13 protein-coding genes are annotated in these 14,919 nt (G+C 65.9%); 12 read left to right on the top strand and 1 reads right to left on the bottom strand.

What is annotated here, in order from left to right; genetic code table 11:
* Positions 1-349: 349 nt before the first annotated feature.
* The 12 genes from HLH27_RS03455 to HLH27_RS03400 all read left to right on the top strand — a co-directional run bounded on the left by HLH27_RS03455 (position 350) and on the right by HLH27_RS03400 (position 12,997).
* Complete coding sequence (locus HLH27_RS03455) at positions 350-1,492, top strand: acyl-CoA dehydrogenase family protein (RefSeq protein ID WP_182947818.1); 1,143 nt, start codon at positions 350-352, stop codon at positions 1,490-1,492.
* Positions 1,489-2,256 (top strand): 3-ketoacyl-ACP reductase, encoded by a 768-nt coding sequence (locus HLH27_RS03450; protein ID WP_182947817.1) that lies wholly within the window; start codon positions 1,489-1,491, stop codon positions 2,254-2,256. The genes HLH27_RS03455 and HLH27_RS03450 overlap by 4 nt, the downstream gene beginning before the upstream one ends.
* Positions 2,257-2,258: 2 nt before the next feature.
* Positions 2,259-3,413, top strand: coding sequence for a dihydrodipicolinate synthase family protein (locus HLH27_RS03445; RefSeq protein WP_220790264.1), 1,155 nt, complete (start codon positions 2,259-2,261; stop codon positions 3,411-3,413).
* 1 nt (position 3,414) lies between these two features.
* A complete protein-coding gene (locus HLH27_RS03440; RefSeq protein ID WP_182947815.1) occupies positions 3,415-4,272 on the top strand; it encodes a sugar phosphate isomerase/epimerase family protein in 858 nt (285 codons plus the stop codon).
* 16 nt (positions 4,273-4,288) lie between these two features.
* Positions 4,289-5,050, top strand: coding sequence for an electron transfer flavoprotein subunit beta/FixA family protein (locus HLH27_RS03435; protein WP_182947814.1), 762 nt, complete (start codon positions 4,289-4,291; stop codon positions 5,048-5,050).
* Positions 5,050-5,976 carry an electron transfer flavoprotein subunit alpha/FixB family protein gene (locus HLH27_RS03430; protein ID WP_182947813.1) on the top strand — a complete coding sequence of 309 codons (927 nt, stop codon included), beginning with the start codon at positions 5,050-5,052 and terminating at the stop codon, positions 5,974-5,976. The genes HLH27_RS03435 and HLH27_RS03430 overlap by 1 nt, the downstream gene beginning before the upstream one ends.
* A gap of 181 nt (positions 5,977-6,157) precedes the next feature.
* Positions 6,158-7,171 (top strand): aldo/keto reductase, encoded by a 1,014-nt coding sequence (locus tag HLH27_RS03425; RefSeq protein WP_182947811.1) that lies wholly within the window; start codon positions 6,158-6,160, stop codon positions 7,169-7,171.
* 170 nt (positions 7,172-7,341) lie between these two features.
* On the top strand, positions 7,342-8,454 hold the full coding sequence (locus HLH27_RS03420; protein WP_182947808.1) for a sugar ABC transporter substrate-binding protein: 1,113 nt from the start codon (positions 7,342-7,344) through the stop codon (positions 8,452-8,454).
* Positions 8,455-8,511: 57 nt separating this feature from the next.
* Positions 8,512-9,477 (top strand): ABC transporter permease, encoded by a 966-nt coding sequence (locus tag HLH27_RS03415; RefSeq protein ID WP_182947805.1) that lies wholly within the window; start codon positions 8,512-8,514, stop codon positions 9,475-9,477.
* A gap of 6 nt (positions 9,478-9,483) precedes the next feature.
* Positions 9,484-10,989, top strand: coding sequence for a sugar ABC transporter ATP-binding protein (locus tag HLH27_RS17175; protein ID WP_182947802.1), 1,506 nt, complete (start codon positions 9,484-9,486; stop codon positions 10,987-10,989).
* Complete coding sequence (locus HLH27_RS03405; protein WP_182947799.1) at positions 10,986-11,942, top strand: ABC transporter permease; 957 nt, start codon at positions 10,986-10,988, stop codon at positions 11,940-11,942. Before HLH27_RS17175 ends, HLH27_RS03405 begins: the two co-directional genes overlap by 4 nt.
* A gap of 20 nt (positions 11,943-11,962) precedes the next feature.
* Positions 11,963-12,997, top strand: coding sequence for a zinc-dependent alcohol dehydrogenase (locus tag HLH27_RS03400; protein ID WP_182947796.1), 1,035 nt, complete (start codon positions 11,963-11,965; stop codon positions 12,995-12,997).
* 169 nt (positions 12,998-13,166) lie between these two features.
* Here the strand turns inward: HLH27_RS03400 and HLH27_RS03395 are convergent, their stop codons facing one another.
* Positions 13,167-14,735, bottom strand: a complete 1,569-nt coding sequence (locus HLH27_RS03395; protein WP_182947793.1) for an acyl CoA:acetate/3-ketoacid CoA transferase — start codon at positions 14,733-14,735, stop codon at positions 13,167-13,169.
* Positions 14,736-14,919 lie beyond the last annotated feature (184 nt).

Raw genomic sequence — 14,919 nt, 5'->3', positions numbered from 1 at the left:
TTTTGCGACGGCACCTGTTTTTCTAGAACGACTTCGCCCAAACGCACCGTCTGGTTACATACTGATAGACCGGCGGCTCGGGCGGGGTAACTCAATTTGCCGTGATAGGCGGGGGAGCCGGCGGGAAGGGGTTTGTGCCGGGTTCGTGAAAAATGCTGTTGAAAACAACAGGGATTCGGATGTTCCATGCCGTGTGCGATCGGGGCCGGCGGGTCGCTGGGGCCTGCGATTGCGATCCTTTGCGTGGAATCGGGGGAATGTGACGGGGGTGGCGGCTGCTTTGTCCTTGATCGGGCCTCTGCCCGGATGTATGTAACCAGTTAGTTCATATTTGAGCGGGAATGCCGGAATGTATCTGAACGAGACACAGGAACAGGTGCGCGAGACAGTCCAGGCCTTCGCCGACGAGGTGATTCGCCCCGCTGCCGAGGCGCTGGACCGCGAGGAGCGGTTCCCTTCCGAAATTTACGACCAGATGGCGGAACTGGGCCTGTTCGGCATCGGCGTTCCCGAGGCGCTGGGCGGGCCGGGATTCGACACGCTGACCTATGCCGTGGTGATGGAGGAGCTTTCGCGCGGGTACGCCAGCGTGGCGGACCAGTGCGGGCTGGTGGAGCTGATCTCGACCCTGCTGGTGCGGCATGGCACCGGGCGGCAGCAGGCGATGCTGCCCGATATCCTGGGCATGCGGCGCAAGGTGGCGTACTGCATCACCGAGCCCGAGGCCGGGACCGATGTATCGGGGATCCGCACCACCGCCGAGAAGGATGGCGATGGCTGGGTGCTGAATGGCGGGAAGATCTGGATCCATAATGCCCCGGTCGCGGATACCGGCTTCGTGCTGGCGCGGACCGACAGGGAAGCGGGCACCCGGGGCATGTCGATCTTTATCGTCGACCTGCATGCGCAGGGGGTGGAGCGCGGGCCCAAGGAACACAAGATGGGGCAGCGGGCCAGCCAGGTGGGGGGACTGAACTTCTCGGACGTGCGGCTGGGGCGCGATGCGCTGCTGGGCGAGGCCGGGCGCGGGTTCCACATGATGATGAGCGTGCTGGACAAGGGGCGCGTGGGCATTGCGGCGCTGGCCGTGGGCATTGCCCAGGCGGGGCTGGAAGCCGCCGTGGATTATGCGGGCACCCGCAAGCAGTTCGGCAAGCATATCGCGGAATTCCAGGGCGTGCAGTGGCTGCTGGCCGACATGGCGAAGGATATCGAGGCGGCGCGGCTGCTGGTGCATTCCGCCGCCGTGAAGATCGACCGGGGGCTGGACGCCACGCGTGCGTGCTCGATGGCCAAATGCTTCGCCGGGGATGCCGCCGTCGCCCGGACGGCGGATGCGGTGCAGGTGTTCGGGGGCTCGGGCTATATCCGGGGTTTCGAGGTCGAGCGGCTGTATCGCGATGCCAAGATCACGCAGATCTATGAAGGGACCAACCAGATCCAGCGCATGATCATCGCCCGCGAGCTGATGAAGAAGGGCGCGCGGGCATGAGACAGGTTGCGCTGGTCACCGGGTCCTCGCGCGGGATCGGGCTGGCGGCCGCCGAGGCGCTGGCGCGGGCCGGCTTTGCGGTGGCGATCAACGGGCCCGTCGCGGACGCCGAACTGCACGCGGCGGTGGCGCGGGTGGAGGCGCTGGGCGTGCCGGTGATGGCGGCACCCTTCGACGTGGGCGACACCGCCGCGCACGCGCCCTGGCTGGCGCGGATCGAGGACACGCTGGGGCCGCTGACGACGCTGGTGAACAATGCCGGCGTCGGCGTGCTGCACCGGGGCGACCTGCTGGATGTCAGCGAGGAAAGCTGGGACCGCTGCCTGACGGTCAATGCACGGGCGGCGTTCTTTCTGTCGCAGGCCTTTGCGCGGCGGCTGCTGGCGCGGGCGCGGCCGGAGGCGCTGTTTCATGCGGTGGTGAACGTGACCTCGTCCAACGCCGTGGCCGTGGCGGTGCAGCGGGCGGAATATTGCGTGTCGAAGGCGGCGGCCGCGATGGTGTCGAAGGCGCTGGCCGTGCGGCTGGGGCCGGAGAATATCGCCGTTTACGACGTGCAGCCCGGGTTGGTGGCCACCGACATGACGGCGCCGGTGATCGAGGCCTATCGCAAACGCGCCGCCGACGGGCTGACGCTGATGCCGCGCGTGGGGGAGCCCGGGGAGATCGGGACCATCATCGCGACGCTTGCCTGCGGAAAGCTTCCTTATACCACCGGGCAGGTCATTTCGGCCGATGCCGGCATGCTCGTGCCCCGTTTTTGAGAATGGCCATGAAAATCGCACTTCCCGACGAAACGGGCCGGATGACGGATCATGTCATGACCGGCACGCCCCTGCCGCATGCGGTATTGCCGCGCGACCCTGCGCGGATCGTTTATTCGGCCGCGCATGTGGTGGCCGATCCGTTCACCGCCGCCGATCCTTCCGGACCGGCCGCCGTGGACTGGGAGAAGACACTCGAGTTCCGCCGGTATCTGGCCGGGCTGGGGCTGGGCATTGCCGAGGCCATGGATACGGCGCAGCGCGGCATGGGGATGGACTGGCCGCGCTCGCTGGAGCTGATCCGGCGCACGCGGGCGGAACTGCCCGATGCGCTGATCGGCAATGGCTGCGGGACGGACCAGTTGGACCCGCTTCATGCCCGCTCGGTCGACCAGGTGATCGGCGCCTATTTGGAACAGGTGGAGGCGATCCAGGCCGTCGGCGGCCGGCTGATCCTGATGGCCAGCCGGGCGCTGGTGCGCGTGGCGCAGAGCGGCAAGGATTACGAGCGCGTCTATCGCACGGTACTGGCGCAGTGCGAGCAGCCGGTGATCCTGCACTGGCTGGGCGAGATGTTCGACCCGGAACTGGCGGGATATTGGGGCAGCCGCGATTTCGACGGGGCGCTGGAGACGGTGCTGGCGATCATCGAGGAGAACCGGTCGCGCATCGACGGGATCAAGATCTCGCTGCTGGACAAGGAGAAGGAGATCATCCTGCGGCGCCGCCTGCCGGAAGGCGTGCGGATGTATACGGGGGACGATTTCAACTATCCCGAACTGATCGCGGGGGATGGGCAGGGGTTCAGCCACGCGCTGCTGGGGATCTTCGACCCGCTGGCCGCCGCTGCGTCCTACGCCGTGGCGAAGCTGGGGGAGGGGGATGTGGCGGCCTTCCATGCCGTGCTGGACCCGACCGTGCCGCTGGCGCGGCTGATCTTTCGCGCGCCGACGCGGTTCTACAAGACGGGTGTGGTCTTTCTGGCGTGGCTGAATGGTTTTCAGGACCATTTCGTCATGGTCAACGGGGCGCAGGCGATGCGGCCATTGCCTTATTTTACCGGGATCTTTCGCCTTGCCGACGGGTGCGGGCTGCTGCGCGACCCCGAGCGCGCGGCCAGCCGCATGAAATCGCTGCTTGCGCTCTACGGGGCATGAGATGCGCGATTTTCGTCACGACCTTACGGCGCTGGCGCTGAATACCGCGACGCTGGGCCATAATGTCCCCGGTGCCGGGGCAGGGTGGTCGCCGGAGCGGACCATCGATGCCTGCGCGGAGCGCGGGATCGGCGGGATCGTGTTCTGGCGGCGGGAGATTGCGGGCCGGGCTGCGGTCATCGGTGCCCATGCGCGTGCCGCCGGGGTGAGCGTGGCGGGGCTGTGCCGCGCGCCCTTTCTGGTCGGCCCGCTGGCGCCGCGCGGGACGGTGGAAATCCGGGACGATTTCCGGCTGGCGATCGACGAGGCCGCGGCCCTGGGCGCGCCGGTGCTGACGATCGTGACCGGCGGGGTGGAGGCCGGGACGAAGGGGGTGGCCGAGAGCCTGAAGATCGTGGCCGAGCGGGTGGCCGCGGTGCTGCCCCATGCTGCCGCCTGTGGCGTGCAGCTGGCGCTGGAGCCGCTGCACCCGGTCTATGCCGGGGACCGGTCCTGCCTGACCACGGCGCGGGATGCGCTGGATCTGTGCGACCTGATCGGCGCCGAAGGTCTGGGGGTGGCGATCGATGTCTATCATGTGTGGTGGGATACCGACCTGCCGCGCCAGCTTGTGCGGGCGGGGCGGCGCATTCTGGGGTTTCATCTGTGCGACTGGCTGGTGCCGACGACGGATGTGCTGCTGGATCGCGGCATGATGGGCGATGGGGTGGCCGATCTGCGGGGCCTGCGCGCGGCCGTGGAGGCTGCCGGGTACCGGGGATTCTGCGAGGTGGAAATCTTCTCCGCGAATAATTGGTGGAAGCGCGACCCGGCGGAGGTCCTGGACACGATGGTCGAGCGCTTTCGGTCCGTCTGTTGAACATGCCGAGGAAATCATGAAGATTCTTGTCCCTGTCAAACGGGTGGTCGACTACAACGTGAAGGTCCGTGTCCGCACGGATGGGAGCGGGGTCGAGCTGGCGAACGTCAAGATGTCGATGAATCCGTTCGACGAGATCGCGGTGGAGGAAGCCGTGCGCCTGAAGGAGCGCGGCGTGGCCTCGGAGATCGTCGTCGTGTCGATCGGGGTGCAGCAGGCGAAGGATACGCTGCGCACGGCGCTGGCCATGGGGGCCGACCGGGCGATCCTGGTCGATGCCACGTCGGACGTGAACCGGGATATCGAGCCGCTTGCCGTGGCGCGGCTGCTGTCGCGGATCGTGGAGGCGGAGCGGCCCGACCTGGTGATTGCCGGCAAGCAGGCCATCGACAACGACATGAACGCCACCGGCCAGATGCTGGCGGGGCTGCTGGGCTGGGGGCAGGCGACCTTTGCCTCCAAGATCGAGATCGCCGATGGCCGTGCCGTGGTGACGCGGGAGGTCGATGGCGGGTTGCAGACCATCGGTGTGAAACTGCCGGCCGTCGTGACCGTGGACCTGCGCCTGAACGAGCCGCGCTATGTCTCGCTGCCCAGCATCATGAAGGCCAAGAAGAAGCCGCTGGAGGACCGCACGGCGGCGGAGCTGGATGTGGATGTGACGCCACGCTTGAAGATCGTGCGCACGGTCGAGCCCGCGCAGCGTGTCGCGGGCGTGCGGGTGGCGTCGGTGGATGAACTGGTCGACAAACTCAAGACCCAGGCGGGAGTACTCTGATGACTGTTCTGCTGCTGGCCGAAACCCATCAGGGCCGTCTGGCCACCGATGCGGTTGCGCGGACGCTCTCCGCCCTTGCCCCGCTGGGGGAGGTGCATGTGCTGGTTGCCGCCGGCGACGGTGCCGAGGCGGCGCGGGAGGCGGCGTCGCTGAAAGGGGTCGCGAAAGTGCTGCTGGCCGAGGGCGAGAGCCTGCGCCACGGGCTGGCGGAGCCGGCGGCGGCGCTGGTCGCGTCGCTGGCATCGGAGTATCGCCATATCGCGGCCCCCGCGACCGCCTTTGCCCGCAATATCCTGCCGCGTGTTGCCGCCCTGCTGAACGTGATGGTGCTGTCGGACGTGATTGCCGTGCATGGCGCGGATTCGTTCGACCGGCCTGTCTATGCCGGCAATGCGGTGCAGACGGTGGAGTCCACCGACCCGGTCGTGGTCCTGACCGTGCGGACCTCGGTCTTCGGCGCGGTGGGGCGGCAGGAGCCGGCACCGGTCGAGACCGTGGCGGCGGTGGCGGACCCGGGCCTGTCGGTGTGGATCGAGGATGCGGCAGTGGTTTCGGAACGGCCGGAACTGGCATCGGCCCGCATCGTTGTCTCCGGCGGCCGGGGCGTGGGGTCGAAGGAGAATTTCGATGCCATCATCCGGCTGGCCGACAAGATGGGGGCGGCCGTGGGGGCCAGCCGCGCGGCGGTGGATCTGGGATATGCGCCCAATGACTGGCAGGTGGGGCAGACGGGCAAGGTGGTGGCACCGGATCTGTATCTCGCAGTTGGGATTTCGGGGGCGATCCAGCATCTGGCGGGGATGAAGGATTCGAAAGTGATTGTGGCCATCAACAAGGATGAGGATGCGCCGATCTTCAAGGTTGCGGATTATGCGCTGGTGGGGGATCTGTTTTCCATCGTGCCGGAGTTGATGGGGAAGTTGTGAGGAAGGGTCTTCTTTTTCTGAAGAAAAAGAAGAAAAAAGACTTTTATTCGGTCGGGAGCCATGTGCCTGAGCGATACGATGTCCCTGACCGAATCAAAGTTTTTTGGTTCTTTTTTTCAAAAAAGAACGAAGAGAAAGCCGATGCAAAAAAGAACATCGGACCAAAAAAGGATGACCAACGATGCAACCATCGGAAAAGCGCAAGTTTGGCCGGACCGGCCTGGATGTGACGGCCTTTGCCTTCGGCACGGCGCCGATCGGGAATTTCCTCCGGGAGATGGAGGATGATGTTGCCGATGGCATGATCCGGCACGCTTGGGATGCGGGCGTGCGGTTTTACGACACCGCGCCGATGTATGGGCATGGGCTGGCGGAATTGCGGCTGGGCCATGCGCTGCGGTGGAAGGCGCGGGACGAATTCGTGCTGGCGTCGAAGGTGGGGCGGGTGCTGCATGCCGCGCGGCGGTCGGAGATCGATTTCGCGCCGTGGAACAATGCCGCGCCGAACCGGATGGTCTTCGATTACAGCTATGACGGGACGATGCGGTCGTTCGAGGATTCGTTGCAGCGGCTGGGGCTGGAGCGGATCGACATGATGTTCATCCACGATGTCGATCGGTTTACGCAGGGGGATGCGCAGCCCGAGCTGTTCGCGCAGGCGATGGACGGGTGCTGGCGGGCGCTGGAGCGGCTGCGCGACGAAGGCGTGGTGAAGGCCATCGGCGTGGGGGTGAATGAATGGGAGGTCTGCCACCAGGCGTTGCAGATGCGGGATTTCGACTGTTTTCTGCTGGCGGGGCGCTACACGCTGCTGGAGCAGGAGGCGCTGGACGAATTCCTGCCGCTGTGCGAGGCGCGGGGGGCGGCGGTGCTGGTGGGCGGGGGGTTCAATTCCGGCATTCTGGCGACCGGGGCGGTGCCGGGGGCGAAGTATAATTATGCGCCCGCGCCACGGGAGATCATGGAGCGGGTGGCGCGGATCGAGGCCGTCTGCCGCGACCATGACGTGCCGCTGCCGGCGGCGGCGCTTCAGTTTGTGGTGGCGCATCCGGCCATTCCGTCCTTCTGCGCCGGGACGCGCACGGTGGAGCAGCTGGAGCAGAACCTGGCATGGTTCAGCCATCCGATCCCGGCGGCATTCTGGGCCGACCTGAAGCGGCAGGGGCTGCTGCGCGAGAACGCGCCGACGCCGTGAGGTGCCTTGTCCGGCCGGGGGCCGGACTTCACGCGGCTGTGCGATCGGGCGCGTTGATTCGCGGCCGCGTTTAGGTAACTATCTAGTTCGATAATAAGAGCGCCGCATCGTCGCGAAAACGGGCCACGAAGCCCGCGACATGCCGGAATGCAGGCGCCCCGGAGACAGACATGTCCTTCATAAGACAATATATCGAGCAGCAGACGATCAATCGCCGCAACCTGCTTCTGCTTTCGGCCTACGGGCTGGGCGGACTGGCGGCCTCGGCCGGGTTGCGGCCCGGCCCGGCCCGCGCGGCGGGGGCGAATCCGAAGATCGCGTGGAGCTATCGCGACCGGACCAATCCGTACTGGAATTCCATCGTCTCGGGCGGCGAGGCGTTCGTGGAAAGCCTCGGCCTGCCGAAGAGCGCGCTGCTGAACCTGATCAATGGCGGGTCCAGCGAGAAATCGCTGGCCGATATCAAGGCGCTGCTCTCGCGCTATGGCAGCGGGGTGGCGCTGGCCGCCGACCCCAACGACATGCCGAACTGCCGGCCGGTGGTGGAGGCCGTGGCGGGGGCGGGGGCTTATGTCTCGACGATCTGGAACAAGACCGACGACCTGCACCCCTGGGATTTCGGCGATAATTACGTGTCACACATGACATGGTCGGATGTGGGACCGTCGGAGCAGACGGCGCGCATCCTGATCGAGGCCATGGGCGGCAAGGGCGGGCTGGTGCATCTGGGCGGCATCGCGTCGAACAATCCGGCGATCGAGCGGCTGGCGGGGCTGAAGAATGCGCTGAAGAGCTACCCCAATGTCGAGCTGCTGGCCGAGCAGGCCGCCGACTGGGATACGCAGAAGGCCAACCAGGTGATGTCGGGGTTCCTGACCCGCTATGGCGATGCGATCAAGGGCGTGCATTGCGCCAGCGACACCATGGCCTATGGCGTGATCGAGGCGCTGCGGGCCGAGGGGATCGAGAACATGCCCGTCGTGTCCTATGACGGCAACCCGCAGGCGGTGGACCTGGTGGCGCAGGGCAAGCTGCTGGCGACGGTGTTCACCAACCCCTATTGGGGCGGGGGCATTACGGCGTCGCTGGCCTATTACGCGGCGACGGGGGTTTTCAAACCCTCCAAGGAGCCCAAGGAACATCGGGAATTCTATGGGCCCACCGTGCTGGTGACGACGAAGGATGCCCGTGATTTCAAGGCGAAATACATCGACAGCAACCCGAAATACGACTGGAAGGATTTCTGGGGGCTGAGCAAGGGCCAGATCCAGTATCGCTCGTAACGGTCACGGATTTTCCCGGACGGTCCGATGCGTCGGTTCATGAGGCGAGTGGCGACCATGACACATGGTTCTATGATGGACAGTATCAGGAAATGGGTGCCGTTTCTGGTATTGCTGGTGCTTGTCCTGTTCTTTTCGGCGGTGAATCCGCATTTCCTGTCCCTGCGCAATTTTGCCCGGATCGCGGTGTCGTCATCGCCGGCGCTGATGGTGGCGGTGGGGGCGACGTTCGTGATTTTGATGGGGTCGATCGACCTGTCGATGGAAGGCACGGTGGCGGTGTGCGCGGTGGTGTTCGCGATGCTGCTGAACCGGCTGGGCGGGTCGCTGGCGCATGTCGGGTGGGTGGCGATTCCGGGCGCGCTGCTGGCGGGGGGCGTGCTGGGGGCGGTGAACGGGCTGATCCATGTGCGACTGCGGATCCCCTCGTTCATGGCCAGCCTGTCGATGGGGTTTGTCGGCGTGGGCCTGTCGCTGCTGATGACGGGGGGCAACCGCATCCTGATCGACGATCCGCTGTTCCGCTCGCTGCTGACGGTGCGGGTGCTGAACTTTCCGCTGATGGCCTATGCGGCGCTGGGCGGGTTGGTGGTGGCCTGGTTCATCCAGGACAACACCACCATCGGGCGCAATTTCTATGCGGTCGGCGGGGGGGAGGAACTGGCGCGGGCCTCGGGGCTGAATGTCGGGCGGGTGCGGGTGATCGGCTTTGTCCTGGCCGGCATCTTCTTCGCACTGGGGGCGATCCTGGCGGTGGCGCGGCTGGGGATTGCGGAGACCGAGACCGGGCAGGGATTCATGTTCCTGTCCATCACGTCGGTCGTGGTCGGCGGGACGGGGCTGGCCGGCGGGTCGGGCGGCGTGTGGAACACGCTGGTCGGGGTGCTGATCGTGAACGTCATCGGCAACGGCATGGTGGTGGTGGGGCTGCCCGACTACCTCCAGGACGGGGTGCTCGGGCTGCTTGTGATCTCGGCGGTGTATCTGTCGATGGATCGCCGGTCGCTCTCCTTCGCGAGGTAATAGGCCATGTTCGAATTGCGGAATGTCGAGAAACGCTATCCGGGTGTCCATGTGCTCAAGGGGGTCGACCTGGAGATCGCGCCCGGCGAGATCATCGGGCTGGTGGGCGAGAACGGGGCGGGCAAGTCCACCCTGATGAAGATCATCTACGGTGCCGTGCAGCCGGATGCCGGTACCGTGCTGATCGACGGTACGCCGGTCCATTTTCGCAGTCCGCGCGACGCGATGAAGATGGGCATCGGGATGGTGTACCAGGAGCAGTCGCTGATTCCGAACCTCAGTGTGATGGAAAACATCTTCCTGGGGTTCGAGCAGCAGTTCGTGGATATGGGCGTCATCCGGTGGAAGAAGATGGCCCGGGCCGCCGCCGTGCAGTTGCGCAAGGTGAAGCTGGATATCGATCCGGCGACGATCACCTCGCGCCTGACCTTTGCCCAGCGCCAGCTTGTGGAACTGGCGAAGGTGCTGGCGCTGGAGGAGCGGGTCGAGGGGCATCTGGTGATCCTGCTGGACGAGCCGACATCGGTGCTGTCGAAGGATGAGATCGAGCTGCTGTTCGGACTGGTGCGGGAATTGCGGCGGCGGGCCTCGTTCATCTTCGTGTCGCATCGGCTGGACGAGATCATCGCGCTGTCCGACCGGATCTATGTGCTGAAGGACGGGACGGTCGTCGATGTTCTCGCGGCCCGGGAGGCGCGGGTGGAGACCATCCAGAAGAAGATGGTCGGGCGCGATATCGCGCTGGAATATTATCGCGAGAACCGGCAGGTGCCCTACGATGCGGGCAAGGTGCTGCTGGAGCTGGACCATGTGGTGCCGGCCGGCCGGCACCACGATGTGTCGCTGACGCTGCATGCGGGCGAGGTGCTGGCGCTGGTGGGCGTGGAAGGGTCGGGGCGGGAGGGCATCCTGCGCGCGATCTTCGGCCTGAAGAAGCCGGACCGGGGGACGATCCGCATCCGGGGCGAGGCCATGCGCGCGTTCAGCGCGGCGCACAGTGTCGCCCGGGGCGTGGGTTATATTCCGCGCGAACGGAAGATCGAGGGCATCGCCGGCGGCATGAGCGTGTACGAGAACATGACGCTGTCGCAGATGGGGCATTATTCCCGAGCCGGCGTGCTGGACATTCCCGCCGAGCGGGCGCTGGCGCGCGACTGGATCGGGCGGCTGTCGATCAAGGTGCCGTCGGAAGAATCGGATTGCGGAAACCTGTCGGGCGGGAACCAGCAGAAGGTCGTCCTGGCCAAATGGCGCAGCGGCGGCTCGGACATCATCCTGCTCGATCATCCGACGCGGGGCCTCGATATCGGCGCGAAGGAGGACGTGTACGACATGGTACGCGACATGTCCGCCGATGGGGTCGGGGTGATTCTGGTCGCGGATACATTGGAAGAGGCGATCGGCCTCAGTCACACCATTGCCGTCATCAAGGATGGAGAGATCGGGACATGGTTCACTTGTCAGCCGGGCGCAAAGCCTTCGCTCTACGACCTGATCCATCACATGGTATGACCGACCGGGTGGCCTGGACCGAACGGCTGCGGCGGCATTTTCCGTGGATCACGCTGACCACGCTGGTGGTGCTGGTCGGCATGACGGACATCAATTTTCTCCGCCCGGAGAACCTGCTGAACCTGGCGGCCGATATCGTGCCGCTGCTGATCATGGCGATCGGCATGACGCTGGTGATCTATATCGGCAGCATCGACCTGTCGTCGCAGTCGATCGCCAACATGGCGACGGTGCTGACGACGATCGCGCTGCCTTCGGCGGGAGGATCGGCCGGGCTGCTGGTCATTGTCGCGGGGCTGGCGTTCGGGGCGGTGTCGGGGGTGGTGACGACGCGGCTGAAGGTGCCGTCCTTCATTTCCACGCTGGCTGTGGGCGGCATTGCGCTGTCGGTGGGGCAGTTTGCCTCGGGCCAGCAGGCGCTGCACATGGATGCGGAGCAGCGGCGGCATGCGTTTGGCTGGATGGTGGGCCGTACGGCGGGGATTCCGCACGAGCTGATCGTGGCGCTGCTGCTGGTGGTGGTGGCGTGGTTCATCCAGGGCCGGATGACCGCCGGGCGGACGTTCAAGGCCATCGGGGCCGGCGAGCCGGTGGCCGTGGCCTCGGGCATTCGGGTCGAGCGCTACAAGATCCTGGCCTTTGCGCTGTCGGGCATGTTCGCGGCGATTGCGGGGCTGGTCTTTTCCGTCAAGCTGTCGGGCGGGTCGCCCACGCTGGCGGAAGGGTTCCTGCTGCCGGCCATCGTCGCGGTGCTGGTGGGTGGCACGCCGCTGACCGGGGGCGTGGGGGGCGTGGTGAATACCGTGATCGGGACGATGATCGTCGCCGTCATCCGCTCCAGCATGCTCTATCTGAATATTCCCGCCATGGGACAGCAGATCTTCTTCGGCCTTGTGCTGATCGTGGCGATCGCCACGACGATCGATCGCTCGAAAATGCGGATCGTCAAATAGGCGGTTCGGGGAGGACGGACATGGATACGATGGACGCGGCGGTGCTGATGGCGCCGGGACGGTTCGAGGTGACGCGGGTGCCGATCCCGGCCGTGGGGCCGGACGATGTGCTGGTGCGGGTGGACCGGTGCGGCATCTGCGGGACGGATGTGCATATCTTCCACGGCCATTACGCGGCGGACCGGTTGCCCTTCATTCCCGGGCATGAATTTACCGGGACGCTGGCGCGGCTGGGGGAGCGGGTGAGCGGCCTGGCGGTGGGGCAGCGGGTGGTGGCCGATATCAATATCGGGTGCGGGCATTGCTATTTCTGCCGCCGGAACGAGATCCTGAACTGCGCGGAGATGCGGCAGGTGGGCATCCATCGCGATGGGGCCTTTGCCGAATATGTGGCGGTGCCGGCGCGCCAGATCATTCCCGCGCCCGAGGACGTGGCGCCGGAAGTGCTGGCGCTGACCGAGCCGGTGGCCTGCGTCGTGCGGGCCGCGCGCAAGGCGGGGGCGGGGTTCGCGCAGTCGGTGGTGGTGCTCGGGGCCGGGCCGATCGGCAACCTGCATATCCAGATGATGCGGCTGGTGGGGGCGGCGCCGATCATTGCCGTCGAACTGTCGCCCGAGCGGGCGGAACTGGCGGCGCAGGCGGGGGCGGACGCGGTGATAACCCGCCCCGAGCAGGTGCTGGAGACGGTGCGGCGCATGACCGGGAGGCGGGGGGCGGATATCGTGATCGAAAGCATCGGCTCGCCCGCGCTGTATGCGCAGGCGTTCGAGCTGATCCGGCCCGGGGGGCATGTCGCGGCGTTCGGGATTACCGGGCCGGACGATACGATCCCGCTGCGGCTGCTGGACATGGTGCTGAAGGAAAATTCGATCAAGGGATCGGTCGCGGGCATGGGCGAGGACATGCACGACGCGCTGACCCTGCTGACGCATGGACGCTTTCGGGTCGAGCCCTTTACCGGCAGCGTGGTGCCGCTGCATGCGATCCAGTCGGCGTTCGATACGTTGCGGGATCGGCCGGGGGTTTTGAAGGTGCAGATCAGTCCTGTGGGGTAGTTTCTGTTCTTTTTTGAAAAAAAGAACCAAAAAACCTTGATTCGTTCGGGAGTTTTTTGCTGGGCTGCGCGACGCAGCTGGACGGATCGAAAGTCTTTTTGCTTCTTTTTCGGAAGGCAAAAGAAGAGAAGAAAGTGGGGGGCGGAAAGACCGCCCCCCTTTTTTGCGACTATGCCGCCAGCCGGCCTTCGGGGCGGAACAGGGTGGGGTCCATGATGCGCAGGGTGGGGGAGACCAGGAGCGGGGCCTGGGCCTGGTCGAGGATCTGGGTCTGGAGGTCGATGCCCGGCGCGATTTCGGTGACCATCAGCCCGTCCGGCGTGAGCTGCATGACGCAGCGTTCGGTGATGTAGAGGACTTCCTGGCCCTGTGCCACGGCGCGGGGGCCGGAGAAGGAAATCTGTTCCAGCTCGTCGACGATTTTCGCGATCTTGCCTTCGCGCTCGATGATCAGGCGGCCGTCGGCGATGGCGAATTTGGCGCCGGCGTTGAAATAGCCGGAGAAGATGATCCGCCGGGCGCGGGAGGTGATGTCGACGAAGCCGCCGGAGCCCGCGGTGACGTGGGGCTGGGCCGAGAGTTTTGAGACGTTGACCGAGCCGTTAGGGTGGATCTGGAGGAAGGAGAGCAGGGAGACGTCGAAGCCGCCGGCCTGGAAATAGGTGAACTGGTGCGGCGAGGCGACGAAGGCCTCGGCATTGGCGGAGCAGCCGAACTTGAAGTCGAGCAGCGGGATGCCGCCCACGGCGCCTTGCTCGATCACCCAGGTGACCTCGCCATGGCGGCCTTCCTCCAGCAGGATGCGCGGCACGTTGGCCGAGATGCCGAAGCCGATATTGACCGCCCAGCCGGGCCGCAATTCCTGCGCCACGCGGCGGGCCATGATTTTCGCCACGCTGAATTCGGGCAGGGCGAAACTGTCGAGGGGCTTGAAGACTTCGCCGGAAATGGCGGGGTCGTATGGGGTGGCGGTGGTCTGGAGCTGGTCGGGGGTTTCGACGACGTAATCGACCAGGATGCCGGGCACGCGCACGTCGTGCGGGCGCAGGGTGCCGGACTGGGCGACGCGGCGGACCTGGGCGATGACGATGCCGCCGTTATTGTGGCCGGCCAGGGCCAGTTCCATGGCGCCCAGATAGGCGCCCTCGTCCTCGAAGGTCAGGTTGCCGCGTTCGTCGCCGGTGGTGGCGCGGATGATCGCGACCGTGGGGCGGATGGCGGGGAAATAGAGCCATTCCTCGCCCATGAAGTCGATCCGGCTGACGACCGGCTCGGCGCGGGCGGCGTCGTTCATCGCGCAGCCTTCCTGCGCCGGGTCGACGAACGTATCCATCCCGACCTTCGTCATCACGCCCGGCCGTTTGGCAGCGCCCTCGCGCAGCATGTCGAAGATGATGCCGCTGGGGACGTTATAGGCCGCGACCTCGTTGCGCTTGACCATCTGGCGGATCGCCGGCGGTTCGGCCGAGGAGGGGCCGGACGGGTAGGAGCCGCCGATGATGCGGCTGATCATGCCCGGCTGGGCCAGATGGTCCACCCCCTTGGTGCCGAACATGTCGCCGGCGGCGATGGGGTGGATGGTCGTGAGGTTGCGCGGTGCGCCCTCGGCACGGAAGCGCGCGCCCAGCGCCGCGAGGATGGCATCGGGGCAGCACAGGCCGCTCGATGAATTCACGGCGACGATGGCGCCGTCCTGCACCAGCGATGCGACGTCCGCGGCCGTTCTGATTTTCGACATGCCGGATTCTCTTCTGGCTAAATGTAACTATATGGTTAGATATATTATCGGGCCGCGCGGCCGCAAGGGAAGATGGCGGGGCGGCCATCACACTGGCGTTTGATGGGTGGCGCCCGGCGCCCGGCTGTGACGGAATGGCGGCCGGGATCGGGAGGGCGGACGCATGGAACCGGTTGGGGATACG

Origin of the sequence: Gluconacetobacter takamatsuzukensis (assembly GCF_014174275.1) — a bacterium.
GTDB lineage: Bacteria > Pseudomonadota > Alphaproteobacteria > Acetobacterales > Acetobacteraceae > Gluconacetobacter > Gluconacetobacter takamatsuzukensis.
This window is presented reverse-complemented; position numbering and strand designations above follow the sequence as displayed.

Coding starts and splice junctions, on each gene's coding strand:
- HLH27_RS03425 (WP_182947811.1), top strand. CDS start 6,158: ATGCAACCATCGGAAAAGCGCAAGTTTGGCCGGACCGGCCTGGATGTG.
- HLH27_RS17175 (WP_182947802.1), top strand. CDS start 9,484: ATGTTCGAATTGCGGAATGTCGAGAAACGCTATCCGGGTGTCCATGTG.
- HLH27_RS03435 (WP_182947814.1), top strand. CDS start 4,289: ATGAAGATTCTTGTCCCTGTCAAACGGGTGGTCGACTACAACGTGAAG.
- HLH27_RS03455 (WP_182947818.1), top strand. CDS start 350: ATGTATCTGAACGAGACACAGGAACAGGTGCGCGAGACAGTCCAGGCC.
- HLH27_RS03445 (WP_220790264.1), top strand. CDS start 2,259: ATGGCCATGAAAATCGCACTTCCCGACGAAACGGGCCGGATGACGGAT.
- HLH27_RS03420 (WP_182947808.1), top strand. CDS start 7,342: ATGTCCTTCATAAGACAATATATCGAGCAGCAGACGATCAATCGCCGC.
- HLH27_RS03405 (WP_182947799.1), top strand. CDS start 10,986: ATGACCGACCGGGTGGCCTGGACCGAACGGCTGCGGCGGCATTTTCCG.
- HLH27_RS03395 (WP_182947793.1), bottom strand. CDS start 14,735: ATGTCGAAAATCAGAACGGCCGCGGACGTCGCATCGCTGGTGCAGGAC.
- HLH27_RS03400 (WP_182947796.1), top strand. CDS start 11,963: ATGGATACGATGGACGCGGCGGTGCTGATGGCGCCGGGACGGTTCGAG.
- HLH27_RS03415 (WP_182947805.1), top strand. CDS start 8,512: ATGACACATGGTTCTATGATGGACAGTATCAGGAAATGGGTGCCGTTT.
- HLH27_RS03440 (WP_182947815.1), top strand. CDS start 3,415: ATGCGCGATTTTCGTCACGACCTTACGGCGCTGGCGCTGAATACCGCG.
- HLH27_RS03450 (WP_182947817.1), top strand. CDS start 1,489: ATGAGACAGGTTGCGCTGGTCACCGGGTCCTCGCGCGGGATCGGGCTG.
- HLH27_RS03430 (WP_182947813.1), top strand. CDS start 5,050: ATGACTGTTCTGCTGCTGGCCGAAACCCATCAGGGCCGTCTGGCCACC.